This window comes from Burkholderia sp. BCC0044 (assembly GCF_902832955.1).
GTDB lineage: Bacteria > Pseudomonadota > Gammaproteobacteria > Burkholderiales > Burkholderiaceae > Burkholderia.
This window is the reverse complement of record NZ_CADFDO010000002.1, coordinates 881,901-908,670: the sequence shown is the minus strand read 5'-3', so window position 1 is coordinate 908,670 and position 26,770 is coordinate 881,901. Positions and strand designations below refer to the sequence as shown.

At 68.0% G+C, this 26,770-nt stretch carries 24 protein-coding genes; 15 read left to right on the top strand and 9 right to left on the bottom strand.

Features of this window, described 5'->3' with window-relative positions; translation table 11 throughout:
• Positions 1–22: 22 nt before the first annotated feature.
• Together HWX14_RS12635 and HWX14_RS12630 are read left to right on the top strand one after the other, a co-directional pair.
• Positions 23–1,717 carry a VRR-NUC domain-containing protein gene (locus HWX14_RS12635; protein ID WP_175883021.1) on the top strand — a complete coding sequence of 565 codons (1,695 nt, stop codon included), beginning with the start codon at positions 23–25 and terminating at the stop codon, positions 1,715–1,717.
• Positions 1,714–4,014 carry an ATP-dependent DNA helicase gene (locus HWX14_RS12630; protein ID WP_175883020.1) on the top strand — a complete coding sequence of 767 codons (2,301 nt, stop codon included), beginning with the start codon at positions 1,714–1,716 and terminating at the stop codon, positions 4,012–4,014. Before HWX14_RS12635 ends, HWX14_RS12630 begins: the two co-directional genes overlap by 4 nt.
• Before the next feature lie 15 nt (positions 4,015–4,029).
• Here the strand turns inward: HWX14_RS12630 and HWX14_RS12625 are convergent, their stop codons facing one another.
• Positions 4,030–4,803: an IclR family transcriptional regulator C-terminal domain-containing protein gene (locus HWX14_RS12625; RefSeq protein WP_175883019.1), complete on the bottom strand. Its 774-nt coding sequence runs from the start codon at positions 4,801–4,803 to the stop codon at positions 4,030–4,032.
• A 148-nt stretch (positions 4,804–4,951) separates the two neighbouring features.
• Between HWX14_RS12625 and HWX14_RS12620 the strand changes: the two genes are divergently transcribed.
• Positions 4,952–5,185: an AbrB/MazE/SpoVT family DNA-binding domain-containing protein gene (locus HWX14_RS12620; RefSeq protein ID WP_175883018.1), complete on the top strand. Its 234-nt coding sequence runs from the start codon at positions 4,952–4,954 to the stop codon at positions 5,183–5,185.
• Between the two features lie 45 nt (positions 5,186–5,230).
• Here the strand turns inward: HWX14_RS12620 and HWX14_RS12615 are convergent, their stop codons facing one another.
• The 4 genes from HWX14_RS12615 to shiA form a co-directional block, all read right to left on the bottom strand.
• The gene (locus HWX14_RS12615; RefSeq protein WP_175883017.1) at positions 5,231–5,602 is read right to left on the bottom strand and encodes a DUF4440 domain-containing protein; all 372 of its coding nucleotides are present in this window, start codon (positions 5,600–5,602) and stop codon (positions 5,231–5,233) included.
• Between the two features lie 82 nt (positions 5,603–5,684).
• Positions 5,685–5,921, bottom strand: coding sequence for a hypothetical protein (locus HWX14_RS12610; RefSeq protein ID WP_175883016.1), 237 nt, complete (start codon positions 5,919–5,921; stop codon positions 5,685–5,687).
• A gap of 4 nt (positions 5,922–5,925) precedes the next feature.
• Complete coding sequence (locus tag HWX14_RS12605; RefSeq protein ID WP_060310952.1) at positions 5,926–7,227, bottom strand: UDP-N-acetylglucosamine 1-carboxyvinyltransferase; 1,302 nt, start codon at positions 7,225–7,227, stop codon at positions 5,926–5,928.
• 204 nt (positions 7,228–7,431) lie between these two features.
• A complete protein-coding gene (gene shiA, locus HWX14_RS12600) occupies positions 7,432–8,739 on the bottom strand; it encodes a shikimate transporter (RefSeq protein WP_175883015.1) in 1,308 nt (435 codons plus the stop codon).
• Positions 8,740–9,096: 357 nt separating this feature from the next.
• Here shiA and HWX14_RS12595 point away from each other — a divergent pair, with 357 nt between their 5' ends.
• Positions 9,097–10,224, top strand: a complete 1,128-nt coding sequence (locus tag HWX14_RS12595) for a VOC family protein (RefSeq protein WP_175883014.1) — start codon at positions 9,097–9,099, stop codon at positions 10,222–10,224.
• A 159-nt stretch (positions 10,225–10,383) separates the two neighbouring features.
• On the opposite strand, the gene HWX14_RS12590 is transcribed toward HWX14_RS12595, so the two are convergent.
• The 3 genes from HWX14_RS12590 to HWX14_RS12580 form a co-directional block, all read right to left on the bottom strand.
• Positions 10,384–11,724 (bottom strand): type II toxin-antitoxin system HipA family toxin, encoded by a 1,341-nt coding sequence (locus HWX14_RS12590; protein WP_175883013.1) that lies wholly within the window; start codon positions 11,722–11,724, stop codon positions 10,384–10,386.
• Between the two features lie 2 nt (positions 11,725–11,726).
• The gene (locus HWX14_RS12585; protein WP_175883012.1) at positions 11,727–12,134 is read right to left on the bottom strand and encodes a helix-turn-helix transcriptional regulator; all 408 of its coding nucleotides are present in this window, start codon (positions 12,132–12,134) and stop codon (positions 11,727–11,729) included.
• Positions 12,135–12,609: 475 nt separating this feature from the next.
• Positions 12,610–13,275: a cation diffusion facilitator family transporter gene (locus HWX14_RS12580; RefSeq protein ID WP_175883011.1), complete on the bottom strand. Its 666-nt coding sequence runs from the start codon at positions 13,273–13,275 to the stop codon at positions 12,610–12,612.
• A gap of 62 nt (positions 13,276–13,337) precedes the next feature.
• On the opposite strand from HWX14_RS12580, the gene HWX14_RS12575 reads away from it, so the two are divergent.
• From HWX14_RS12575 to HWX14_RS12560, 4 genes are all read left to right on the top strand, one after another.
• Positions 13,338–13,502 (top strand): hypothetical protein, encoded by a 165-nt coding sequence (locus tag HWX14_RS12575; protein ID WP_175883010.1) that lies wholly within the window; start codon positions 13,338–13,340, stop codon positions 13,500–13,502.
• Positions 13,503–13,678: 176 nt separating this feature from the next.
• Positions 13,679–14,275 (top strand): hypothetical protein, encoded by a 597-nt coding sequence (locus HWX14_RS12570; protein WP_175883009.1) that lies wholly within the window; start codon positions 13,679–13,681, stop codon positions 14,273–14,275.
• A 6-nt stretch (positions 14,276–14,281) separates the two neighbouring features.
• Positions 14,282–15,202, top strand: a complete 921-nt coding sequence (locus HWX14_RS12565; protein ID WP_175883008.1) for an alpha/beta hydrolase — start codon at positions 14,282–14,284, stop codon at positions 15,200–15,202.
• A gap of 359 nt (positions 15,203–15,561) precedes the next feature.
• Entirely contained in the window at positions 15,562–16,581 is a 1,020-nt protein-coding gene (locus HWX14_RS12560; protein WP_175883007.1) for a DNA-binding protein, read from the top strand.
• Between the two features lie 103 nt (positions 16,582–16,684).
• Here the strand turns inward: HWX14_RS12560 and HWX14_RS12555 are convergent, their stop codons facing one another.
• On the bottom strand, positions 16,685–18,256 hold the full coding sequence (locus HWX14_RS12555; RefSeq protein ID WP_175883006.1) for a hypothetical protein: 1,572 nt from the start codon (positions 18,254–18,256) through the stop codon (positions 16,685–16,687).
• Between the two features lie 308 nt (positions 18,257–18,564).
• Here HWX14_RS12555 and HWX14_RS12550 point away from each other — a divergent pair, with 308 nt between their 5' ends.
• The 7 genes from HWX14_RS12550 to HWX14_RS12520 all read left to right on the top strand — a co-directional run bounded on the left by HWX14_RS12550 (position 18,565) and on the right by HWX14_RS12520 (position 26,699).
• The gene (locus tag HWX14_RS12550) at positions 18,565–19,185 is read left to right on the top strand and encodes a TetR/AcrR family transcriptional regulator (RefSeq protein ID WP_175883005.1); all 621 of its coding nucleotides are present in this window, start codon (positions 18,565–18,567) and stop codon (positions 19,183–19,185) included.
• Between the two features lie 233 nt (positions 19,186–19,418).
• Positions 19,419–20,477, top strand: coding sequence for an NADP-dependent oxidoreductase (locus HWX14_RS12545; protein ID WP_175883004.1), 1,059 nt, complete (start codon positions 19,419–19,421; stop codon positions 20,475–20,477).
• A gap of 87 nt (positions 20,478–20,564) precedes the next feature.
• Positions 20,565–20,864 (top strand): putative quinol monooxygenase, encoded by a 300-nt coding sequence (locus HWX14_RS12540; protein ID WP_175883003.1) that lies wholly within the window; start codon positions 20,565–20,567, stop codon positions 20,862–20,864.
• Positions 20,865–21,012: 148 nt separating this feature from the next.
• On the top strand, positions 21,013–21,468 hold the full coding sequence (locus HWX14_RS12535; RefSeq protein WP_175883002.1) for a (2Fe-2S)-binding protein: 456 nt from the start codon (positions 21,013–21,015) through the stop codon (positions 21,466–21,468).
• An 84-nt stretch (positions 21,469–21,552) separates the two neighbouring features.
• A complete protein-coding gene (locus HWX14_RS12530; protein WP_175883001.1) occupies positions 21,553–23,775 on the top strand; it encodes a xanthine dehydrogenase family protein molybdopterin-binding subunit in 2,223 nt (740 codons plus the stop codon).
• A gap of 15 nt (positions 23,776–23,790) precedes the next feature.
• Entirely contained in the window at positions 23,791–25,095 is a 1,305-nt protein-coding gene (locus HWX14_RS12525; protein WP_175883000.1) for a cytochrome c, read from the top strand.
• Between the two features lie 158 nt (positions 25,096–25,253).
• Entirely contained in the window at positions 25,254–26,699 is a 1,446-nt protein-coding gene (locus HWX14_RS12520) for an NAD-dependent succinate-semialdehyde dehydrogenase (protein ID WP_043887440.1), read from the top strand.
• The last annotated feature ends 71 nt before the right edge of the window (positions 26,700–26,770 follow it).

Below are 26,770 nucleotides of genomic sequence, written 5' to 3'. Positions count from 1 at the left end.
AAATGTACAGTGATCGATCCCCGTGACGCCTGCCTCGCCGACGCCTCCGGCGTTTTACTACCTGACCAATTTCGAACGCGCGCTGGCCTGGCTCGGCGAGCGTTACGACGACCTGTTCGACGCGCACGAGCACGCGTTCGTCCGGCAGTTCGCGGCGCTGCCGCAGGCGTCGCGCGCGCTGCTCGTGCGGATGCTGATGCGCAACGGATCCGATTTCCGCGCGAGCAAGCTCGTGTACGACGAGATCGGCTGCACGCTCGCCGCCGCCGCGCCGCTCGTCGCGCTCGGCTGGGTCGATCCCGCGCCGGCGCTCACGCTCGACGAGCTGTTCGCGCTGTCGACCAAGGCCGATCTGCTGCGCATCTTTCCGTCGCTCGCCGCCCATGCGGGCGAGCGCAAGGCCGACTGGCTCGACCGGCTGCGGCCCGCGCACGACCTCGCGCAACCGCTCGACGCGTGGTGCGCGCAGCCCGGCGACCAGGTGCTGCGCGTGACGGTCGGCGCGCTGTGCGACCGGCTGCGGCTGATGTTCTTCGGCAATCTGCATCAGGACTGGAGCGAATTCGTGCTCGCCGATCTCGGCGTGTTCCAGTACGAAAGCGTGCCGATCGCGACGTCGTCGCGTGCGTTCCAGCAGCGCGGCGACGTCGACGCGTATCTCGCGCTGCAGATGTGTCGCGACGCGCTCGACGCATGGCCCGACGATCTGCCGTTCGACGACCTGATCCGCGCGCTGGATGCAGTCGACTGCGCGCAGCCGTGGCTCGCGACGCGCCGCGCGAAGCTGCTGTTCGCGCTCGGCCAGGCGGGCGAGCGCCGCGCCGACTGGTGCGCCGCGCTCGACGCGTACGCGCGCAGCGCGTGGCCCGGCAGCCGCCACCGGCGCATCCGCGTGCTCGAACGCTGCGGGCGCGACGACGACGCGCTCGCGCTGGCGCTCGACGCACGCGGTGGCTTCGAGAGCGACGAGGAGCGTCAGCGCGTCGAGCGCATGCTGCCGCGCCTGCAGCGCCGCGCGGGCCAGCGGGTCGAACGCGCGGCCGCTGCCGCGGACGTGCCGCGCGAGACGCTCGTGCTCGCGCGCCCCGACGCGTCCGTCAGCGTCGAATTCGCGGTGCGCGACCATCTCGCGCAGCCGGCTTCGCCGGTCCACTATGTCGAAAACACGCTGATCAATTCGCTGTTCGGGCTGCTGTGCTGGGAGCCCGTGTTCGCGGCCGTGCCCGGCGCGTTCTTCCACCCGTTCCAGCGCGGGCCGGCCGACCTGCATGCCCCCGATTTCGCGCTGCGCCGCGCGGCCGCCTTCGACGCCTGCTTCGCGCAGCTCGATTCGGGCGCGTATCGCGACACGATTCGCCGGCATTTCGCGACGAAGGCCGGGCTGCAGTCGCCGTTCGTGTTCTGGGGCGTGCTGACCGACGCGCTGCTCGACGAAGCGCTCGCGTGCCTGCCGCCCGAGCACCTGCGGCTGTGGTTCACGCGCCTGCTCGCGGATATCCGCAGCAATCGTTCCGGCTTGCCCGATCTCGTGCGCTTCTGGCCCGACGAGCAGCGCTACGAGCTGATCGAGGTGAAGGGCCCCGGCGACCGGCTGCAGGACAACCAGACGCGCTGGCTCGCGTACTGCCTCGCGCACCGGATGCCGGTGCGCGTCGTTGATGTCGAGTGGGCCGGCGAAGGTGTCGCGCACGCCGAGGCGGCGGGGTTGTCCGCATGAGCTACGTCGTCGCGGTGCGGGCGATGTGCGAGTTCACCGCGCGGCGCGGCGATCTCGACCTGCGTTTCACGCCCGCGCCGACCGCGCTCGAAGGCATCGCCGGCCACGGCGCGGTCACGTCGAAGCGCGGCGCGCGCTACGAAACCGAGATCGCGTTGACGGGCACGTGGGGCATGCTGACCGTGCGCGGCCGCGCCGACGGCTACGATCCCGTGGCGAACCGGCTCGAGGAAATCAAGACCTATCGCGGCAGTCTCGACGCGATGCCGGCCAACCATCGCGCGCTGCACTGGGCGCAGGCGAAGGTCTATGCGCACCTGATGTGCGACGCGCGCGACCTCAAGGAAATCGACGTCGCGCTCGTGTATTTCGACATCGTGTCCGAACGCGAGACCGTGCTGACGGAAACGCTCGACGCCGGCACGCTCGCGGCGTTCTTTGCCGAGCAGTGCGCGTGCTTCGTCGGCTGGGCCGAACGCGAAACGGCCCATCGCGCCGCGCGCGACGCGGCGCTGCGTGCGCTCGCGTTTCCGCACGGGCAGTTCCGCAGCGGCCAGCGCGAGCTGGCGGTCGCCGTCTATCGCGCGGCGCGCGACGAACAGTGCCTGATGGCGCAGGCGCCGACCGGCATCGGCAAGACGCTCGGCACCGTGTTCCCGCTGCTGAAGGCATGCGGCGAGGGCGAGCTCGACCATGTGTTCTTCCTGACCGCGAAAACGCCCGGCCGCGCGCTCGCGCTCGAAGCGGCGACGACGCTCGGCGCCGGCACGCCCGCGCTGCCGCTGCGCGTGCTGGAACTCGTCGCGCGCGACAAGGCCTGCGAGCATCCGGACAAAGCGTGCCACGGCGAATCGTGCCCGCTCGCGAAAGGCTTCTACGACCGGCTGCCGGCCGCGCGCGATGCGGCGATCGAGGCCGGGCTGCTCGATCGCGACACCGTGCGCACCGCGGCGCTCGCGCACGACGTCTGTCCGTACTATCTGGCGCAGGAACTCGCGCGCTGGTCGGACATGATGATCGGCGACTACAACTACTACTACGACGGCAGCGCGATGCTGCATACGCTCGCGCAGCAGAACCAGTGGCGCGTCGGCGTGCTCGTCGACGAAGCGCACAACCTGCTCGACCGCGCCCGCAAGATGTACAGCGCGTCGCTCGATCCGTTCGCGTTCGCGGCCGCGCGCGAAGCCGCGCCCGCGGCGCTGCGCAAGGCATTCGACCGGCTCGCCCGCGCATGGGGCACGCTCAATCGCGCGCAGGCCGAGCGCTATGCAGCCTATCCCGAGGTGCCGGGCCCGATCGTGTCGGCCGTGCAAAACCTCGTCGCGGCGATCGGCGAACACCTGACCGACGCGCCGCGCGCGAACGGCGACGCGCTGCTGCGCTTTCATTTCGAGGCGATCCAGTTCGGCGTGCTGGCCGAAGCGTTCGACAGCGCGTCGATCTTCGACGCGATGCTGCAAGGCGAACCGATGCCGCGCCAGCCCGCGCTCGACGGCGTCGCGACGGCCGGCCGCCGGCGCCGCGTCCAGTCGACGCTGTGCGTGCGCAACGTGATCCCGGCCGGTTTCCTCGCGCCGCGCTACGAAGCCGCACGCGCGACCGTGCTGTTCTCCGGCACGCTGAGCCCGTTCCATTTCTATCGAGACACGCTCGGGCTGCCCGGCGATACGGGCTGGCTCGACGTCGACGGGCCGTTCCGCGCCGAGCAACTGACGGTGCGCGTCGCGAGCCACGTGTCGACACGCTGGCGCGACCGCGATCGTTCGCTCGAGCCGATCGCCGACCTGATCGCCGCGCAATACGCGGCGCGCCCCGGCAACTATCTCGGCTTCCTGAGCAGCTTCGACTACCTCGGGCGCGTGGTCGCGCTGATGCAGACGCGCCATCCGGACGTCCCCGTGTGGGCACAGGCGCCCGGCATGGCCGAAAGCGAGCGCGACGCGTTTCTCGCGCGCTTCGACGCGAGCGGACGCGGGGTCGGCTTCGCGGTACTCGGTGGGGCGTTCTCGGAAGGCGTCGACCTGGTCGGCGAGCGGCTGATCGGCGCGTTCATCGCGACGCTGGGGCTGCCCCAGGTCAACGACATCAACGAGCAGATGCGGCGCGCGATGGAAGCCCGCTTCGGCAACGGTTACGACTACATGTACCTGTATCCGGGGCTGCAGAAGGTCGTGCAGGCGGCCGGGCGCGTGATTCGCACCGAGCAGGACGAAGGCGTCGTGCATCTGATCGACGATCGTTACCGACGGCGCGAAGTGCGCAATCTGCTGCCGCGGTGGTGGCGGATCGGGTGACGGCGGCGTCGGTCGCTACAGCACGTTGAGCATCGCGAGCGCCGCTTCCTGCAGATGCGGCAGCACGCGCCGCACGGCCGCGTCGGTCGTCTCCGCGCCGATCGGCATGTTCGTGCTCAGCGCGGCGACGACTTCGCCGTGACGGTTCTTCAGCGGCACCGCGATCCCGCGTACGCCGACCTGCAGTTGCTGCTCGATCGCCGCGTAGCCGGCGTCGCGCGCCTGGTCGACCTGTTCGAGCAGCCGCGCCTTGTTGGTGATCGTGTGCGGCGTGAACGGCGGCAGTTCGGTCTCGTCGAGCCACGCGCGCACGGCTTCGCGATCGGGATGATGGGCGAGCAGCACGACACCCGGCGACGTCAGCGGCGCCGGCACACGTGCACCGAGCACGAAGCCCGTGGTCATCACGCGTGACACGCCGTTGCGGGCGATGAACACGAGCTCCCAGCCGTCGAGCACGCTGACGTACGCCGATTCGTTCAGCGACGCGCTCAGTTGCTGCAGATAAGGCTGGACCGTGCGCGGCAGCCGCGCCGAATCGAAGTACGACCAGCCGACCCGCAGCACGCGCGGCGTGAGGCCGTACAGCTTGCCGTCGGTGTACACGTAGCCGAGAGACTCCAGCGTCAGCAGGTAGCGCCGCGCGGCCGTACGCGTGAGGCCGGTGCGTGCGGCGGCCTGGGTGGGCGTCATGCGCGCGTGCTGGCTATCGAATGCCTCCAGGATCATCAGGCCTTTTTCGAGACCGGCAATCCAGTCGCGTCGGTCGAGTTCGGGCTTTTTCGTCATCACGGATGGGCGGTGGCGCGCGGTGTTCGCGCAGGAGTGGGCGATTATCGCGCGAGTGGTGGGGGAACGGGAGATCGATTGATCCGCCACCCTTGCCCGCGGGATAGGGGCAGATATAGAGTCGGCGACATCTGTTCAAGGAGGTCGTATGCGCGTTGCAAAGTGGGGGAATAGCCTGGCCGTGCGCCTTCCGGCCGGCCTGGTCGATGCGTTGGGGCTGCGGGAAGGCGATGAAGTCGAAATCGCCGTTGACCGTGCCGGTACCTTGGCCGAGAGCCGCAATGCGAGCCCCGAAGCGCTTCTGGTGCCGTTGAGGCGTTTCAGAGGCAAGCTGCCAGGCGATTTCAGGTTCCGGCGGAACGACGCAAACGAGTCGGATTGAGTCGCCCCATTCAAGCGCCGGAACGTAGCCGCGGCGCGGTCCAGCCTACTTGTGTTCGTAGCGGAGCGCGGCAATACGCCACCGCGCGTCGATCACGCACCACCGCTCGACGAAATCGAAGCGGGAATCGATGGCCGGGTTGATCCGTACCGACCCGACACCCGTTATCGTCGCCCGTTGTCCGCACGTAACGATTTGCATGGTTTCGTCCCGATATGCGATGCCCTGCCTGTCCGATACGCGTTCGGCCGCTACGACGCGCATTCGCGCAAGAAATTGCGCCTTCGTGCGAATGTGGGCTTCGTGCTGGACAAAGAAGTGCGGGCTTGCGACGAAATCGAGTTGTTCGACGTCGGCGTGACGATACGCGTCGATCCAGACGTCGCGGATCTGCGCCAGGGTGAATCGGGGTTCCATAGGCTGTGCATTGTCCTGCTGGAGCGTGGGTGCGCGGTTTTGGCGCTATCCGCCGGGTCAGGAAGGCAGCCTATGGCCTGGCTCACGTTTCGGCAATTGGACAGGTCTGAATCTGGTTTTCCGCGAGCGGGGAAAAACGCATCGTCAGGCTGGTGCTGACTGCGGGAGAGAGGCGTGAAGCAGCACGCAGTGTGCTGACGTGACCAGATGGCAGCCGATGGCGGAACGCTGCGCGGCCGCGCATGGGAAGCAGCCGATACGGCATGAAAAGCAGAGGAACCGGATGCGACGCGACCATTCCGCGCGCCGCATCCGTCATGACCTTACTCGCTGCTCGTCCACTCGACGTTCGCGCCGACCGAACGCAGGTTCTCGACGAAATGCGGATGCGCGCGACGGATCGGCAGCGCGTTCATGATTTCCGAGCGGCCTTCGATGCTCGCGGCCACCATCAGCAGCGCGATCGCGACGCGGATGATGTACGGGCTCTCGACGCGCGCCGGCGTCAGTTGCAGCCCGCCGAACGTGATCAGCCGGTGCGGATCGGACAGCAGCACGTGCGCGCCGAACTTCGACAGCTCGCCGGACCAGCCGAGCGCACCGTCGTAGACCTTGTTCCAGAACATCGCGCTGCCTTCCGCGCGCACGCCGAGCGCGATGAAGATCGGCAGCAGGTCGACCGGCAGGTACGGCCACGGCGCGGCCTCGACCTTGGTCAGGATGTTCTGCGTGAACGGCCGGCGCACGCGCAGCGGGCCGTCGCGTTCCGCACGCGACCAGCCGTCGCGGTGCGTGACGGTGACGCCGAACTTCGCGAACGTGCGGTCGATCAGCGGGAAATGCTCGGGCGACGAATTGCGCACCGTGATGTCGCCGCCGGTGATCGCGCCGAGCGCGAGGAACGTCGCGATTTCGTGGAAATCCTCGGCGAAGCGGAATTCGCCGCCGCCGAGCTTGCCGCCGCCCGTCACGCACAGCCGCGACGTGCCGATGCCCTCGATCGCGACGCCGATCATCGCGAGGAACTGGCAGAACTCCTGCACGTGCGGCTCGGAAGCCGCATTCATCAGCGTCGACGTGCCGTTCGCGGCCGTCGCGCACAGCGCGAAGTTCTCGGTGGTCGTCACCGACGCGTAGTCGAGCCAGTGATCGTTGGCCGTCAGCGGGCCGTCGGTGCGGACGATCAGCGAATCGGGCGTTCGTTCGATGTGCGCGCCGAAGCGTTCGAACACCTCGACGTGCGGATCGATCTCGCGCACGCCGAGCGTGCAGCCTTTCACGTCGTTCTCGAGGCGCGCGACGCCGAAGCGCGCGAGCAGCGGCGGAATCAGCATGATCGACGAACGCATCGCCTCGGGCAGCCGATGGACAGCCGGATCGAACGTCGTGTTGCGATGGTGAAGCTCGAGCAGACCCGTCGTGAAATCGACCGACACGTCGCTGCCGAGCGTGCGGAAGATGTCGAGGATCTTGCGCACGTCGGTGATGTCCGGCACGCCGACGAGGCGCAGCGGCTGATCGGTCAACAGGGTGGCGCACAGAATCGGCAGGACGGCGTTCTTGTTCGCGGACGGCTTGATGTCCCCGCGCAGCGGAGTGCCGCCGTGGACGATGAGATTCGACATGATATGGGGGCGTATCGGTGACTGACGTAGGCCCATATGATGCCATTGGTCGGCACGCGGCGTGGAATGTTCGGAGGGGGAAAAGGGGAATCGGGGCGCATAACTGACAGTGTTTGACGTCGCGCCCGCGATGCAGCAGGTCGAATGCCGGCCGGCATGGCGAAATGGCCGGCCGCGTATCGGGCCGGCCACGCGCTCATTACGTCATCGCGCCGCCCGCATCCGCGCGGCGACCACCAGCGAGATCAGGCAGCCGACCGCCAGATAGCCGGCGACGAGGTGCCACGAACCGCCGGCCACGCTGACGAGGCCGACCGCGATGAACGGCGTGAACCCGCCGCCGACGACGCTCGCGAACTGGTAGCCGACGCCCGCGCCGCTGTAGCGGTATTCGGCGCCGAACAGTTCGGTGAACAACGGCTGCTGGACGCTCACGACCATGTCGTGCGCGGCGTTCGCCAGCAGGATCGAGAAGATCACGATCCACGCGATCGAGCGCGACTCCAGCGCGACGAAGAACGGCACCGCGGACGCGAGGCCGATCAGCGCGCCGATCAGGTAGATGCGGCGCAGGCCGTAGCGGTCGGCCAGCCACGCGAAGCAGGGGATCGTCACGCAGCTCACCGCGCCGACCAGCAGGCCGATGTTCAGGAACAGGTCGCGCGACATGCCGAGGTTCGTCGTCGAATAGCTGAGCGCGAACGCGGTGACGATGTACATCGTGAACAGTTCGGCGAGCCGCAGCGCGACGATCAGCAGGAACGCCTTCGGGTGGCGCGTCAGCGCTTCCAGCACCGGCAGGCGCAGCTTGCGGTTGCCGTGCTCGACCTTCTCGACGAACTCCTGCGATTCGTCCATGTTCTTGCGCACCCACAGCCCGATCAGCACCAGCACGATGCTGAACACGAAGGGCAGGCGCCAGCCCCACGACTTGAACGCGGCCTCGCCGAGCGTATGGCTCAGGATCGAGACGATGCCGGTGGCCAGCACGAGCCCGACGCCGTAGCCGACCTGCACGCCGCTGCTGTAGAACGCCTTCTTCTGCTTCGGCGCGCTCTCGACGGCCATCAGCGCCGCGCCGCCCCATTCGCCGCCGACCGCGAAGCCCTGGATCGCGCGCATCAGCACCAGCAGCACGGGCGCCCACCAGCCGATCGTCGCGAACGTCGGCAGCAGGCCGATCGCGACCGTCGACAGCCCCATCAGCATCACGGTCAGCACGAGCATCCGCTTGCGGCCGAGCCGGTCGCCGTAGTGGCCGAACACGATGCCGCCGAGCGGCCGGAACAGGAAGCCGACGCCGAAGGTGGCGAACGCCGCGAGCGTGCCCATCGTCGGGCTGACTTTCGGGAAAAACTCGGAATTGAACACCAGCGCGGCGACGATCCCGTACAGCAGGAAGTCGTACCAGTCGACGACGGCGCCGACGAAGCTGCCGATCGCGGCTTTACGGGCCTGGCTGCGCGCACGGGCACCGGCGGCGGCGTCGAGGGTGTCGAAGGTGGGGGTCATGGCGATGTCTCCTGGCACGGCGCATCGTGGAATCGTGGCGGCGCCGCGTCCGATGCTGCATTGAAGTCGATGGGTGAACGGAGAATAGGGCCCGCGCCGCAAGGCGGCAATTGGCCAATCGGATAATGTGCGCGATTATCGTTCAGTTCCGTGCGATTATCGAACGCTTTTCGGGTTTGCACTAGGCGGCGCGGCGATATCCCGTTCGGCCGGGGTGTGCCGCCGTGAACGATCTGGTTAAAATCTGCAGCATCGACAACTCGCCCGTTCGGGGCGCATGCGAGGCCGCCACATCGACCGCGCATGCCGCACGCGACAGGCACCCTCCCCATCGACCGCATGTCCCCGGAGACTGGAATGCCCGGCAATTCCCACCCCTTGTCCAGCGATACGCCGCCCGTAGCCGATCCGGCCGCCAATCCGCTCGGGATGGCCGGCCTCGAATTCGTCGAATTCGCGGCGCCCGTGCCGGACGCGCTCGCGCAACGCTTCGAGCAGTTCGGGTTCAAGGCGATCGCCCGGCACGTCAGCAAGAACGTCACGCTGTACCGGCAGGGGCAGATGCATTTCCTGATCAACGCCGAGCCCGATTCGTTCGCTGCGCGCTATGCGGAGGAATACGGGATGGGCGTGTGCGCGATCGGGTTGCGCGTGGCGAACGCGCGGCGCGCGTTCGAGCGGGCGATCCAGCTCGGTGCGTGGGCGTTCGAAGGCGAAAAGGTCGGCGTCGGCGAGCTGAAGATTCCGGCGATCCAGGGCATCGGCGATTCGCATCTGTATTTCGTCGACCGCTGGCGCGGGCGGGACGGCCAGCGCGGCGGCGTCGGCGACATCTCGATCTTCGACATCGATTTCCGGCCGATCGACATCGCGACCGCGCATACCGATCTCGATTGCGCGGGCGTCGGCCTGCAGCAGGTCGACCACTTCACGCAAACCGTCGGCGCGGGCCGCATGCAGGAGTGGCTGGATTTCTACCATGACCTGCTGCATTTTCGCGAGATCCACCAAATCGACGCGCACTGGCATGTGTCGGAGGAATCGCGCGTGATGGTGTCGCCGTGCGGCGCGGTGCGGATTCCGGTCTACGAGGAGGGCACGCGGCGCACCGAGCTGATGCATGCGTACCTGCCCGACCATCCGGGCGAGGGCGTGCAGCACGTCGCGCTGGCCACCGACGACATCCTCGCGTGCGTCGATGCGCTGCGTGCGAACGGTGTCGAGTTCATCGAGCCGCCCGCACGCTATTACGACGACGTCGATGCGCGACTGCCGGCGCATGGCGTCGATCTCGACGCACTGCGCCGCCGCGCGGTGCTGGTCGACGGCGAGATCGGCAGCGACGGCGTGCCGAGGCTGTTCTTCCAGACCTTCGTCAAACGCCGCCCCGGCGAGATCTTCTTCGAGATCGTGCAGCGCAAGGGGCACCACGGGTTCGGGGAGGGCAACCTCGCGGCACTCGCCCGCGCGCGCGACGCCGGTTGAACGAGCTGGCGCCGGCGGCCGGCAAGCGGTTCGGCGCGGGGGCGTTCGATATCCGTATCTGCGGCGGCGTAACTGCTTCGGTCCTGTCAGGACTGCCCGTCGACCGAGGGCCGATGTATTGCAGCGAACACCGACAACCCGGCGCGGCCGATCGATTCGTCACGCCGGATCGGCCGCCGCGAGTTTGCGGCTTTGCCGACGCATGCCCGCGAAGATCGCGTCTGCCACGTCCGCCGGAAAATCCGCCGGGATCTGCGCGGCGGCTTCGGCAATCGCGGGCTCCGTCCGTGCTGCGACGGCCGCCATCGCGGCCCGCACGTCGTCTTCGGTCAGGCCGACACGCCGGCCCTGTGCGATCCAGTGGCGCGGCTGGATTTCGCCGATCACGTAGTGCCGGTTCTTCCCGCAGACGGCCATCGCCAGGCGCGCGCGGCGCGGCGGGATCTGGTTGCGGCGCGTACCGATGATCGGATGCGCGGACAGCACGTCGTACAGCGGCGTGCTGCGATACGCATTACCGGGCAAATGCGCGATGCTGAAGTTCTTCGCGTGGCCGTCGATCGCCGCCAACACCCAGAACACGAGCTGTGCGACGAAGAAGTTCGTCCGGTCGCGGGAAGCATCGGCCGAATTCGCGAGGATGCCCATGATCGTCTCGATGCCGGGGCCGCCGTCCGTTTCGTATTTCGCCCCCGACGGCGTGCCGGTCGCCTGGCACATGTCCTCCTGCGGCAGCCGCAGGATCCACGAGCCGTCGCGCGACGGGCGCCGGTCGAAGCGCTCGACGATCAGTGCCTTCTGGTCGTCGAACCGGCCGATCTCGCACGGCGCGACCGACAGGCCGTACGCGGCGACGAGCTTCGAGCACAGCCATTCGTTTTCGACGGACGTGCGCATGTCGGCCTGCATGTTGCCGACGCGCCCGAGCGGCAGCTTGAAGATGTGGGTCGTCGGCGTGCTGCCCGACGGCCGCAGCCAGCGGTTGCGCTGACGCAGCAGCGCGGTCTTTTCCTGCGCGCCGGCAATCGACAGGCGCAGGTCGCCGTCCGGTTCCCCGCGGCCGGGCAGCGGCGTGGCGGTCGCGTGGCGGAGCACATCGGCAACGGCTGCGTCGTCGAGCGGCGCGCCTTCGATTGCCTTGAGATCGACCGGTGTCTCGTCGGGCGGCAGCATCTGGATCGCGCCGACGCAATCGCGGCCGATCGACGCGAGCAATTCGAACGGCGCTGTCGATCGGAGCCGGTAACGCTGCGCGATGCGGCGGCGGATCGGCTCGCTGTCCGGCAGCAGGTTGTCGAAGTAGTCGGCCACGATCGCGCCCTGGTGCGGCTGGTTGCCGGGCGTGAAGGGCAGCGACAATGACAGGGGCCGGCCCTGGGGATCGTCGAGCCAGTCCGGCAGGTAGACGAGACGCTCGACCCCGCGCCGGATTTCCCAGTAGCCGACAGGAATGCCGTTCATCCACAGGTCGAGCCGGTCGCTGCGGGCGCGTGCGACCATCGTCACCAGTCCTCCCGCTTCGAGACGCGTGGCGTGGCCCGAGTCGTCGCGGTCGGGCGCCTGCGCGCAGCGCCGACGGCGGCCCCGGTCGGGGTTTTGGCGGCCGTGGTGCCGCGCTTGCTCGCGACCGGCTTGCGGCGCGCCACCGGTTCGGCGGCGGAAGCCGAGTCGGCCGCTTCCGCCGGTGCATCCCGCTCGTCGAGGCTGAGCATCATGCGAACGCCGAGCACGTTCATCACCTTGAAAAGCCGTTCGATGCTGACCGCCGACGGGTTGGCTTCGAGCTGAGCATAAGATTGCTGGGTGATGCCGAGGCGGGCGGCCAGTTGCGCCTGCGTGAGCCCCGCGGATTTGCGGAAGCCGACGAGGATCGGGCGCAACTGGGTCAGGGTCTGGACAGGAAAGGCCATCGGGCGCTCCGCGAGATGACAGGTGATCGTTTGTAATCGGAAAATACAGTCTATGGCATGTATCGTCAAAATACAAACCATAGGCTGTATCAACAAAAAACAAACAATAGCCTGTTATGTGGAACCCGATCGATCATCCCGCCTGCGGCTGTCGCGCACAACGCCCGCGCATCGACCCATCACGCCGTCCGCGAAGCATACGTGTGCGTCGTGGCACGCCATGCAAGACGTCCCGATACTCGATCGCGCGAAACCGTCCCATGCATGTATGCCATGGCCATTGCTCGGCGGCGCTCGTGTGGATTCTGCTCGGGAGTGTCGCGTCGTTCGGGCAGGCGGCAACATCGGTGCGTCACGAACCACACGGCGATGGCGACATCACGCAAAAGAGACTCGCGGGGTACGGGCCTCTTCTTCATTCGGTGCCGTCGATCGGGCGTATCGGAGCGTCAACGAGCGGCGCGGCTGCCCGCGTTCACGATCCGTGCGTCGAGCGATTCGTCCAATCGGCCAATGCCGGCCACTGCGCACAGCCGCGCCGGATGAACCCGATACCCGTGCGAATCACGAGCGCGCCGATCGCGAGCGCGGCCAGATCGTCCAGACGGCCGAAGCCGACCAGCGCCGCACTCATCGCGAACGCCGCGAGCAACGACGACAGCGCATCGGTCCGCACGTGCCAGCCGCTCGCCTCGAGCAGCGCGGAGCCGGTTTCGCTCGCCTTGCGCAACATCCAGTGCGACAGCACGGCCTTGCCGGCGAGCGTGACGGCAGCCAGCGCGAGCGCCGTCGCGCCCGGCTGCACGACGGGCGGCGTATCGAAGCGGGTCAGCGCATGCCAGATCATCTGCGCGCCGGTTACGACCAGCAACGCGCCGAGACCCGCGAGCGCGAGCGGCTCGTAGGTCGGCCGGCGCTCCGGCGGCAGGCGCGCGTCGAACCGGCACGCGACGAGGATCAGCGCATCGGCCGCAAGGTCGATCGCCGCGTGCGCGACGTCCGCGAGCAGCCCCGACGAATGCGCGGACCATGCCGCCGCCGTCTCGACGGCGAGCAGCAGCAGGTTGATCGCGAGGCTGACGGCGAGGGCGCGGAACGTGGCTGCGTAAACGTGGGGCGTGGCGCGCGACGGGCGCTGCATGGCGGATCGCTTGTCGGAATCGGGGACGACTTCGGACCTTACCGGCCTACGGTGGCACGCGAATGACAGACGAAACGAAGGTGCTGAGCGAGGATTTGGCGCACGGCGATCCGCTGACCGATAACCGCGGTGCTCACCGTTTTCGATCCGCTGAAAAAATTACAGCGCACGTTCATTCGGAAGCGAATTCGACGGCATCGCATGATGCCGCCGCGCCATCGACGTAGGCCGCATCAGCGAGCGCCGAAGCGCGACAAGCGACGTTGCCGGCGTGCGGGCAGGACCGTGGTTTGCTTTCGCGACAGCCCGGCAGGTTCGCTCAGCGGCGTATCGAGGGGTTCCTCGGCCGCCATCGGGGGCCACCACGCAACGAAATGCATCGCCCACTCGCTTCAGCAGCCAGATGCACGACAGCCAACACCTTTCCCCGCCCGACACGATGCGCGAATCAAGCACGATCGTGGTCAGTCGCGTCGTTCATCCGGGGCGGGAAAGGCAATTCGATCGATGGGCGCGCGAAATCGACGCGACGGCGCGACGTTGGCCGGGGCACCTCGGAAACGTTCGTCTGAGCGATACAAGCGGCATCAACTACCTGATTTATCGCTTCGACTCGCCGGAGCATCTGCATGCGTGGGAGTCCTCCGGGGAACGGCGGCGACTGATTGCGGAGGGCGACGCGATATCGGACGAGCATCGCGATGCCGCCGTCGGCATGGATGCGTGGTTCGCGATAGCCGGCAAGCCCGCCACACCGAAATGGAAGACGTTTCTCGTGACGTGGCTGGCCGTCTACCCGGTCCTGCTGGCGATCACCTACCTTCTGAATGCGCTCCTGCCAGCGCTGGAGCGTCCTGTCCAACTCGCGCTCAGCTCTGCGCTGCTGACGTCGTCGCTGACCTGGATCATCATGCCGCTCCTCACGAGGCAACTTCGGCCATGGCTGCTCCGCGGCGTGAAGCAGGTCGACCGGCTGAGCGACCGGCAAAGCAACGGATGACGACCCATGCAGAACGAACACTCGATTTCAGGGATGCCGGCGGCAGGCCTGCCGGCCGGTTTCGATCGACGATTCAGCCGGCGCTACGTGCACGTCAACGACGTTCGCCTCCATTACGTGACCGGCGGCCCGGACGATGGAGAACTGGTGATCCTGCTGCACGGCTGGCCGCAAACCTGGTACACGTGGCGTCACGTGATGCCGGCGCTGGCGGAAGAGGGGTATCGCGTCGTCGCGGTCGATTACCGCGGCGCGGGCGAATCCGACAAGCCGCTCGGCGGCTACGACAAAGCGTCGATGGCGGGCGACATCCGCGCACTCGCTCAGCAACTCGGCGCGACGCGCATCAAGCTCGTCGGCCGCGACATCGGCGTGATGGTGGCCTACGCGTACGCCGCGCAATGGCCCGCCGAGGTCCTGAAGCTTGCGATGCTCGACGTTCCGGTGCCGGGCACGCGCATCTGGGACGAAGCGAAGGCTCGTTCCGATCCGCAGATCTGGCATTTCGGATTGCATCAGCAGCGCGATATCGCCGAGATGCTGATCGCGGGCAAGGAGCACGCGTACATTCTCGATTTCTACAAGAAGCGAATCCACGTCCCGCTGTCCGACGACGATATCGCCGTCTATGCGGACGCTTATGCAGCGCCGGGCGCGCTACGCGCCGGATTCGAACTCTATCGTGCGTTCCCGCAGGACGAGACGCAGTTCAAGGCGTTCATGAAGCACCAGCTCCCGATGCCGGTGCTGGCGCTCGCCGGCGACAAGAGCAACGGCACCAGGGAACTCGACATGGCGAGGGAACTGGCGGTGGATGTTCGCGGAGCCGTTGCGCCGAACACCGGTCATTGGCTGCCCGACGAGAATCCGGCCTTCCTGACGCGACAGTTGATCGCCTTCTTCCGGGAAGCGGTGCCCGGCCGCTGAAGGCCGCCGCGTTTCGTGCCGCCATCGCACGCACGCTCGCTCGTGCTTTGTTGCGGGGCGGGCGGTGCGTCGCGAGATCGCGCGTGTCCGGCTGCCGTGCAAAGGGCGGCTGTCCTGATCCGGTGGATTACCCGAGACAGTCGGTGAATCTGCGAGCCATGACCCGATAGGGTATTTCAGCGTTTTGCTGCCACACCGCGCCACGCCGCAACCACGCCGCAACAAGCGGGGCCAGATTTGCACGTCTGCCGCCGAGAAATTCTGGACATTATAGAAATAATGTCAAACTCATCACATCGAATGATTGGATATTTAACGGTTTACGTTATATTATTCATCAAATTCCCTACAAATCCACCATGTCCGACCTCGCCGCCGACGAACCCCGCCTGACCGCCGAAATCGAGCGTCTCAAGGCCGACTTCCCGAAAACCCGCGAGCTGTACCGCGAAGCGTGCGCACTGCTGTTCTTCCGCTTCGGCATCACGCCGACGGCCAACCGCCTGTACCAGCTCGTTCGCAAGGGCAGCATGAGCACACCGACGGCTGTTCTCGGCGAGTTCTGGGCCGAGCTGCGGGAAAAGAGCCGCGTGCGCATCGAGCATCCGGACCTGCCCGCCGATCTGCAGGCAGCGGCGGGCGAACTGGTCGCGGCGCTGTGGAACCGGTCGAGCACCGACGCGGCGGCCGCCCTCGATGCGCTGCGCGCGGAAGTCGAAGCCCAGCGGGCGGCGGCGCAGTCGGAAGTCGCGACGTTGCGGGCCGAACTGGCCCGCACCGAAACCGCGCTGGAGCAACGCACGGCCGCGCTGCTGGCCGCGCAGGTCCGCATTCAGGAACTGGAGCAGGCGAGGGCGGCGGACGATGCGTCGCGGCAAGCGCTGCAAGCGGACATCGAGCGCCTGAAGGCTGACAACGCGGAGGGCGACCGCGCACTCGCGCAGGCCCGTGCGGATTTCACGACCCAGCTCGACCGGTTGCGCGACGACGCCAACCGCGCCGAAGAGCGGCTGCGCGCATCGGAGAAGCGGGCGCTTCAGGAAATCGATCGCGAGCGGCTCGCGGCCGCGCGATTGCAAAAGGAACTCGACGCAGCGACATCGCGTGCAGAACAGCGCGATGCGCAACAGCGGAAAGACACGGCCGCGCTACAGGCCCAACTCGGCGACGCACTGCACCGCTGCGGCGTGCTTCAGGGGCAACTCGACGGCGCGCTGGCGACCGGCGCGGCGCGCAGCAACGAACTCGATGCGCTGAGGCGCGAGATCGCGGCGCTGGTGCGCCGGCCGCCGTTGCGCGGCGTCAAGACCGCTCCGGCCGCCGAACGGAGCGAGCGGCGGGCGCGCACGAGAAAGCGCGCCGACGAGGCGCCGCGCTGACGGCGAAGCCGCGTGCGCGCGCCGACCGTCGGCGACACACGCACGCACGAAGCAACGCAGGCCGGATGCCCGCCGCCCGCGAACGCGCGCCTGTCCGTTCGACTCAACTCAGCACATACCGCGACGGCAGCGCCGGGGCGTTCGCCGGGATCGTCACGAGCGACGTATTCAACCAGCCTTGCGGCGTGCCGTTCGACTGCGCATACGCGCCGACGTACGGCATCATCCGCGTCGTCTGATAGACCTGCGGCGTCCAGCCCGCCGGCGCGAGAAAAATCGACGTCGCGCGCTTCTCGCTGTACGCGGATGCGCCGTACGTCGAGATGTTCCACAGCGTCTGCTGATAGGTCGCGTAGTCGGCGTTGTGGCGCGAGCCGCCGGCCTGCCAGCCTTCGAGCTGGATGAACGTGTTGTACGTGCCGGCGCCCGCGAGCAGGTCGTTTACCGTACGCCCGTACAGGAACGACAGGATCAGCCCGCAGTTCGCCGGCGCGAAATCGTTGCCGACGCTCAGGTAATAGCGGCCCGTCGTGTTCACGACCGACGCGTAGTGCGAATTGCCGATATCCGTCGACGTCGACAGCCCGCTCGCGCCCATGAAACTGTCGAACGCCTGCATCGTCACGCCCGCCGGCAGGTCGCTGCTCGCGCTGATCGCGACGAGGTGCGAACCGGCTGCCAGCAGCGTCAGGAACGCGGACAGCGTGGCCGCAACCCAGTTGCCCTGCGCATCGACGAACGGAAACGCGCGATAGCCGGTCAGCGAGAAAACCGCCGGATCGGAGCCGGCCTGCCACGCGATCTGCGGCACCCACATCGTCAGCGGGCCGGCGTTCGACGCGCTCGACACGTACTGCTTCAGCGCATCGATCAGTTGCGCATCGGCGCCCGGCAGCACGGTGTACGACGCGCCGTTCCGCCAGCGCTGCACCCATTGCGCGACGAAGCCCGCCAGTTGGCCGCCGGTGAAATCGGCGGGCGGCACATAGCCGAGCGCGCCGGTGCCCTGATACGCGGACCGGATCGCCGCGGCCGTGCGCACGTTGCTGCCGAACATGCTGTTCGCGAAGTCCTGGCAGTTGTTGGCCGGCGGCGTCGCGAGCTGCGCGAGCGGGACGACCCATGCGCCGTTCGCGGTCGCGACACCGCGATACAGGTTGAGATTCGCGACCGAATCGTGGCCGGGAAACGTCGCGGCGTCGGCGCCCGACACGTAGCCGGCCGACGGCGTGACGCTGACGGTGGTTGGCTGCGAGCCGAACGGATGCGTGTACGCGATCGCAAACGATGCATCGCCGCCGGCAAGGCTGAACGATCCGGTGCAGTCGCCCCAGCTATTCGACGCGCTGACGGCGGTCGATTGCCCGGTCGCGACCAGCGCGCGCGACGCCTGAGGTGTCGAGCCGCTCTGGCTCGCCGCATTGCCGAACGCGAGCGTCGTCGATGGAATCGCATTGACGACGTTGATCGTGATCGAGCGATCGGCAATGCCGTAGCTGCGTGCGGACGTATTCGCGGCGCCGGTGGCGGCGAACGACGATGCGGCGGCCGGGCTGCCGTCGCCGCCGCAGGCGGCCAGCGTGCCGACGAGCGGCGACAGGGTCAGCGCGGCGCCGCGCTGGATGAAGCGGCGGCGATTCGACGCAGTCGGGCGGGCGGGTTTCGAAGCGGTCATGGAGCGTTCCTGGTCACGGGTTCGAGAGGAGGCAACGACGGTCCGGCGCATTGCACACGTGTGCAATGCCAGCCGCGCCCTCACGGGTCGCCGGCACATGCGCCGCGCGTATTTATGCGGGAGATCGATGAAATGCCTGCGACGAAACCGAGTCGCCGATGTGACGCGCCGCGCGCAGACGGCACACGTCGGCAACGCGCGCGCCGGCAAGGCATTGGGCAGGAGACAGGGATCGGGTAAAGTGCCGCTCAACATGCCGGCTCGACGTTACTAGACGACCGGTCTAATCGTTGCTACCATACGCCATCATGAATGCATCTTCAGGCGCCGAAGTCCGCCAGCACATCCTGAACATCGCGAAGCCGATCATGCTCCACAAGGGGTTTTCGGCGGTCGGTCTGAACGAGATTCTCGCCGCGGCGGGCATCCCGAAGGGCTCGTTCTACCATTACTTCGGCTCGAAAGAGGCATTCGGCGAAGCGCTGCTCGACTCGTATTTCGAAGGCTATCTCGCGCATCTCGACAAGCTGCTCAAGCAGCAGGCGGGCACGGGTGCCGAGCGTCTGATGACGTACTGGGGCAACTGGCTCTACACGCAATGCGCGGACGATCCGGAAGGCAAGTGCCTTGCGGTGAAGCTCGGCGCGGAAGTGTCGGATCTGTCTGAAGCGATGCGCGCGGTACTGCGGCGCGGCACCAGCCAGATCATCGAGCGGCTCGCGGGCGGCATCGAGGCCGGCCTCGCCGACGGTTCGCTGCGCGGCGTCGACGATCCGTCGCACACGGCCGCGATCCTGTACGAGCTGTGGCTGGGCGCGACGTTGCTGGAAAAGATTCACCGCAACCGCCAACCGCTCGAAAGGGCGATGGCCGAAACGCGGCGCATGCTGAACCTGCCGCCGGCCGCGCCTGATGGAGCGCAGTCGTAATCCGGGCGCGCGTGACGCGCCTTGTTTTTGCCCTGATTCTAGACGACTGGTCTACTAAATCCCTCATGACGAACGCTTCACACCGCGTTACGCTGTCCCGATCGTTCCAACCGCCTGCCTGCGACCGTACCGGCCCGCCCGCCGATGCCGCCGCAGGCGCGCACTTCCCGCTGGTCCATCCCTGATCCGATCGTGCCCACGAAGCACGTTCATTCCCGTTGACGGAGGCTCACATGCCGCAAAGCAAAACCGCAAACCGCCAGATCGTCCTGAATTCGCGCCCGGTCGGCGCGCCGACACCGGACAACTTCCGCGCCGAAACCGCTGACGTGCCGGTGCCCGGCGCCGGTCAGGTGCTGCTGCGCACCGTCTGGTTGTCGCTCGACCCGTACATGCGCGGCCGGATGAGCGACGCGCCGTCCTATGCGCCGCCAGCCGAACTGGGGCAGCCGATGGTCGGCGGCACGGTCAGCCGCGTGGTGTCGTCGAACCTGCCGGCGTTTCGCGAAGGCGATCTCGTGGTCGCAGGCGCCGGCTGGCAAGACTATGCGCTGTCCGACGGGCGCGACCTGATCCCGCTCGGCCGCGACTTCGCGCACCCGTCGTACGCGCTCGGCGTGCTCGGCATGCCGGGCTTCACCGCGTACACGGGGCTGCTGAAGATCGGCGAACCGAAGGCCGGCGAAACCGTGGTCGTCGCGGCCGCGAGCGGCGCGGTCGGCGCGGTGGTCGGCCAGATCGCGAAGCTGAAGGGGTGCCGCGTGGTCGGCATCGCGGGCGGCGCCGACAAGTGCGCATACGTGACCGGCACGCTCGGCTTCGACGCGTGCGTCGACCATCGCGATCCGGCGTTCGCCGCGAAGCTGAAGGACGCGTGCCCGAACGGCATCGACGTCTATTTCGAGAACGTCGGCGGCGCCGTGTTCGACGCGGTGTGGCCGCTGCTGAACGACCATGCGCGCGTGCCCGTCTGCGGGATCATTGCGCATTACAACGACGCGGCCTACGACGACAACGCTGTGTCGGGCGGCCACGACCGCGTGCCGGCGCTGATGGGCGCGATCCTGCGCAAGCGCATCCGCGTGCAGGGTTTCATCATCCTCGATCACTATGCAACCGGCTATGCGCCGTTCCTGAAGGACATGAGCGAGTGGGTCGCGCAGGGCAAGGTGAAGACGCTCGAGGACGTCGTTCCCGATCTTGCCGACGCGCCGCAAGCGCTGATCGGCTTGCTCGCCGGCAAGAATTTCGGCAAGGTCGTCGTGCGTGTCGGCCCGGACGAACTGGCCTGATCCCGCCGCTCGGCAACATGTTGCACGCTGGCGCCGCGAGACGCCGGCTTGTGGCATGCTCGTTTCCGTTTTGACAGGAGTGAAAAAATGGCGCTTCACGTGATTGCTTCGCTGTTCCTGAAACCCGAGCACGCGCAGGCCGCCGAGGCCGAACTGCGCAGCATGGTCGCCAAGACGCGCACCGAACCGGGCAACCGGCGCTACGACCTGTTCCGCGAGCAGGACGGTTCGCCGAACCTGCATCTGTACGAGATCTACGACGACCGGGCGGCATTCGACGCCCATCTCGCGAGTCCGTATTTCGGTGAATTCCGCACGAAATCGGCCGACTGGTTCACCGCACCGCCGGTCATCAAGGTACTGTCGGCCATCGACGTGGCCGAGTAACGACGCACGCCCGCAACACCGCCGCCGCGGCTCGCCCGCACCCGGGCCGCGCGGCAGCCGTTGCGCACGACGCAACGGCGATGACGACCCCATGACGCAGCGCGCATCGTTCGCGCCGCTCCCCCAATACAACGGCCCCGGAGGCTGAATGATCACCCTCAACATCAACGGCGAAACCCGCTCGGTCGACGCCCCCGACGACATGCCCTTGCTCTGGGTGCTGCGCGACGTCGTCGGCCTGACCGGCACCAAGTTCGGCTGCGGGATCGCGCAATGCGGCGCGTGCACCGTGCATCTCGACGGCGTGGCCGCGCGTTCGTGCGTGCTGCCGGTCGCCGCCGTCGCGGGCCGCAAGATCGCGACGATCGAGGCCGTCGGCGCGACGCCGGCCGGCCACAAGGTCCAGCAGGCGTGGCGCGAGCTCGACGTCGTCCAGTGCGGCTACTGCCAGTCGGGGCAGGTGATGGCCGCCACCGCGCTGATCGCGTCGAACCCGAACCCGAGCGACGCCGACATCGATGCGGCCATGGCCGGCAACATCTGCCGCTGCGGCACCTACCACCGGATTCGCGCGGCCGTCAAACAAGCCGCGAAGGAGGCCTGAGATGAAACAGCCCCCACGTTCACTTTGTTCTCTGCCCCCCAAGGGGGCGGTCAGCCTCCTTGAGGCGGCTCTGCGGAGGCTGACATGTCGCGAGGACTGATCGAAGCAGGCCGGGCCGGCGCGGGCGTGTCGCGCCGTTCGTTTCTGAAACTCGGCATGTCGCTCGGCGCGGCCGCCGGCGGCGGCTTGCTGCTTGGCTTCAGCCTGCCGGCGGCGGGCGACGATGCGCGCCGCTCGGTGATCGGCGGCGATGCGGCCGAACCCGCGCAGCCCGGCGTGTTCGCACCGAACGCATTCGTGCAGATCGACCGCGCCGGCAAGGTCACGCTCGTGATGCCGAAGGTCGAGATGGGGCAGGGCGTCTATACGGCGCTGCCGATGCTGATCGCGGAAGAACTCGAAGTGCCGCTGTCGAGCGTGACGCTCGATCATGCGCCGCCGAACGAGAAGCTGTTCCTCGATCCACTGCTCGGCGGCCAGCTCACCGGCGGCTCGACGTCGGTGCGCTACGCGTGGGACCCGCTGCGCCGGGCGGGCGCCACCGCGCGCACGCTGCTGGTTTCGGCGGCCGCGAAGCAATGGAACGTCGATCCGGCCAGTTGCCGCGCGGCGAACGGCGAGGTGCAGCATCCGCCGAGCGGCCGGCGCGCATCGTACGGCCAGTTGGCCGACGCCGCGGCGAAGCTGCCGGTGCCGAAGGACGTCGTGCTGAAGAAGCCGGCGGATTTCAAGCTGATCGGCACGCCCGCGAAGCGCCTCGATTCGCCGGAGAAGGTCGACGGCACCGCGCAGTTCGGGCTCGACGTGCGCCTGCCCGGCATGCTGTACGCGGTGATCGTGAACAGCCCGGTGTTCGGCGGCACGGTCGCGAGCGTCGACGATACGGCCGCGAGAAAGATCCCCGGCGTGCGCCAGGTCGTGCGCGCCGACAACGCGGTCGCGGTGGTCGGCGATCACACGTGGGCCGCGAAGCGCGGCGCGTCGGCGCTCGTCGTGAAGTGGAACGAAGGCGCGGGCGCGAAGGTATCGACGAAGGATCTGTTCGCGGATCTCGCGCAGGCGGCGGCGAACGGCAAGGGCGCGGTCGCGCGCAAGGAAGGCGACGTCGGCAAGGCGTTCGCGAACGCGAAGACGCGCGTCGACGCCGTCTACGAACAGCCGTTGCTCGCCCACGCGACGATGGAGCCCGTGAACTGCACGGTGCACGTGCGTGGCGACGGCTGCGAGATCTGGGTCGGCACGCAGGTGCCGACGCGGGCGCGCGATACCGTGCAGCAGCTCACCGGCCTGTCGCCGGACAAGATCGTCGTGCACAACCACCTGCTCGGCGGCGGGTTCGGCCGGCGGCTCGAAACCGACATGATCGGCCAGGCCGTGAAGGTCGGCAAACAGGTCAATGCACCGGTGAAGGTGATCTGGACGCGCGAGGAAGACGTCCAGCACGACATGTACCGGCCGTGCTACTACGACACGATCTCGGCCGGGCTCGATGCGAACGGCAAGCCGGTCGCGTGGCAGCACCGGATCGTCGGCTCGTCGATTCTCGCGCGCTTCGCGCCGCCCGCGGTCAAGGACGGCGTCGATCCCGACGCGGTCGAAGTCGCGGCCGAGCTGCCGTACGACCTGCCGAACCAGCTCGTCGACTACGTGCGCCAGGAGCCGCGCCACGTGCCGACCGCGTTCTGGCGCGGCGTCGGGCCGACGCGCAGCACGTTCGTCGTCGAGAGCTTCATCGACGAACTGGCCGCGCAGACCAAGACCGACCCGGTGCAGTACCGCCGCGCGCTGCTCGACAAGACGCCGCGCGCCCGCAACGTGCTCGACGTCGCGACGAAGGCGGCCGGCTGGGGCGGCGCGTCGCTGCCGAAGGGGCAAGGGCGCGGCGTATCGGTGATGCACGCGTTCGGCAGCTTCTTCTCGATCGTCATCGACGTCGCGGTGGATGGCGGCGAAGTGCAGGTCAAGCGCGTCGTGTGCGCGGTCGATTGCGGGATGGTTGTGAATCCGAACACGATCGAGGCGCAGGTGCAGGGCGGCATCATCTTCGGGATCACGGGCGCGCTGTACGGCGAGATCACGATCGAGGACGGCCGCGTCGTGCAGACCAACTTCACCGACTACCGGATGATGCGGATCAACGAGGTGCCGCCGATCGAAGTCCATCTGGTGAAGAGCGGCGAAGCGCCGGGCGGGATCGGCGAGCCGGGCACGGCCGCGACCGCGGCGGCGCTGGCGAACGCGATCTTCGCGGCGACCGGCACGCGGCTGCGCAAGCTGCCGGTCGGCAACCAGCTGAAAACGGCCTGAGGGGAGGGGACGACCATGCGACATTTCACCCTTAACCTGAACACGCTCCGCGCGTCGCTGCTCGCGCTGTCCGCGCTGATGGCCGGCACGGCTGCGCATGCTGCGCAGACAACGCCCGCCGACAGCGCGCTCGTCGCCCGCGGCGCGTATCTGGCGAAAGCCGGCGACTGCGTCGCGTGCCATACCGCGCCGCGCGGCACGCCGTTCGCGGGCGGCCTGAAGATGGTCACGCCGATGGGCGCGATCTACACGACCAACATCACGCCCGACCCGGAGACGGGCATCGGCGGCTATACCGAAGCCGAGTTCGCCGGCGCGTTGCGCAAGGGCGTCGCGAAGGACGGCCACAACCTGTATCCGGCGATGCCGTATCCGTCGTACGCGAAGCTGAAGGACGACGACGTGAAGGCGCTGTATGCGTACTTCATGCACGGCGTCGAACCGGTGAAGCAGGCGAACCGGCCGTCCGACATCCCGTGGCCGCTCAACATGCGCTGGCCGCTCGCGTTGTGGAACATGGTGTTCCTCGACACGACGCCTTACGCGGACAAGCCGGCGAAGGATGCGATGTGGAACCGCGGCGCGTATCTCGTGCAGGGGCTCGGGCACTGCGGGTCGTGCCATACGCCGCGCGGGGTCGGCTTCCAGGAGAAGGCGCTCGACGAAAGCGGGGCGGCGTTCCTGTCGGGCGCCGCGATCGACAACTGGTTCGCGTCGAACCTGACCGGCGAGCACAACACCGGGCTCGGCCGCTGGAACGAGGCCGACGTCGCGCAGTTCCTGAAGACCGGCGCGAACCAGCACGCGACCGCGTTCGGCTCGATGGTGAGTGTGATCAACCACAGCACGCAGGAGCTGACCGACGACGATCTGGCCGCGATCTCGCGCTACCTGAAATCGTTGCCGGCGGCAGGCGGCACGGGCGCGCCGCCGTACCGCTATGATCCGAAGCCGACGCAGGTCGTGCTGGGCCGGCCGGCAACGGATCCGGGCGCGAAGGTGTATAACGCTTACTGCCTGCATTGCCACGGGGTGGACGGGCGCGGCTACGCGCCGCTGCTTGCGCCGCTCGCCGGCAATCCGAACGTGCTCGAGGCCGATGCGTCGTCGCTGATCAACGTGACGCTGAACGGCAGCGACACGCTCGTGATCGGCGGCGTGCCGTCCGCGTATCCGATGCCGGCGTTCTCGAACCAGTTGAACGACCAGCAGGTCGCCGACGTGCTGACGTTCATGCGCGCCGGCTGGAACAACGGCGCGCCGGCCGTGCAGGCGGCGGACGTCGCGAAACTCCGCAAGGCGACGGCGGCCGCGCACTGAGCGCGGCACGCCGCGCAACGATGGCGGGCCGCCGTGCCTGCCGTCGACGCCGCCGGGTGCGTGCCTGCCCCGGCGGCGTGGCTTTTCTGTTTCTGTCAACCCGCGTGCGGCCGTTTGCGGCAGCGCGCGTTTTATCGACGCAATGTAGGGGTGTCTGGATGGCTAACGTGACTTATACGGATACGCAACTGCTGATCGACGGCGAGTGGGTCGACGCCGCGAGCGGCAAGACGATCGACGTCGTGAACCCGGCGACCGGCAAGCCGATCGGCAAGGTGGCCCACGCGGGCATCGCCGATCTCGACCGTGCGCTCGCCGCCGCGCAGCGCGGCTTCGAAGCATGGCGCAAGGTGCCCGCGCACGAACGCGCGGCGACGATGCGCAAGGCGGCCGCGCTGGTGCGCGAACGCGCCGACGCGATCGCGCAGCTGATGACGCAGGAGCAGGGCAAGCCGCTCACCGAAGCGCGCGTCGAAGTGCTGTCGGCGGCCGACATCATCGAATGGTTCGCGGACGAAGGGCGCCGCGTGTACGGCCGGATCGTGCCGCCGCGCAACCTCAATGCGCAGCAGACGGTCGTGAAGGAGCCGGTCGGCCCGGTCGCCGCGTTCACGCCGTGGAATTTCCCGGTCAACCAGGTCGTGCGCAAGCTGAGCGCGGCGCTTGCCACGGGTTGTTCGTTCCTCGTGAAGGCGCCGGAAGAAACCCCGGCATCGCCGGCCGCGCTGCTGCGCGCGTTCGTCGACGCCGGCGTGCCGGCCGGCGTGATCGGCCTCGTGTTCGGCGATCCGGCTGAAATTTCGTCGTACCTGATTCCGCACCCGGTGATCCGCAAGGTCACGTTCACGGGTTCGACGCCGGTCGGCAAGCAGCTGGCCGCGCTCGCGGGCCAGCACATGAAGCGCGCGACGATGGAACTGGGCGGCCACGCGCCGGTGATCGTCGCCGAGGACGCGGACGTCGCGCTCGCGGTGAAGGCCGCCGGCGGGGCGAAGTTCCGTAACGCGGGGCAGGTCTGCATTTCGCCGACCCGCTTTCTCGTGCACAACAGCATCCGCGACGAATTCACGCGCGCGCTGGTCAAGCATGCGGAAGGGCTGAAGGTCGGCAACGGCCTCGAGGAAGGCACGACGCTCGGCGCGCTCGCGAACCCGCGACGCCTGACCGCGATGGCGTCGGTCGTCGACAACGCGCGCAAGGTCGGCGCGAGCATCGAAACCGGCGGCGAGCGGATCGGCGCGGAAGGCAACTTCTTCGCACCGACCGTGATCGCGAACGTGCCGCTCGAAGCGGACGTGTTCAACAACGAGCCGTTCGGCCCGGTTGCTGCGATTCGCGGGTTCGACAAGCTCGAGGATGCGATCGCCGAGGCGAATCGTCTGCCGTTCGGGCTGGCCGGCTACGCGTTCACGCGTTCGTTCGCGAACGTGCATCTGCTGACGCAACGCCTCGAAGTCGGGATGCTGTGGATCAACCAGCCGGCGACGCCGTGGCCGGAAATGCCGTTCGGCGGCGTGAAGGATTCGGGCTACGGGTCGGAAGGCGGGCCGGAAGCGCTGGAGCCGTATCTCGTCACGAAGTCGGTGACGGTGATGGCGGTTTGATGGTCGGTTGAGGGTGGGCGCGCTGTTGTTGGGGTGGCGCGCCCGATTGGCGGATTTTTCAGCGTCCTGCC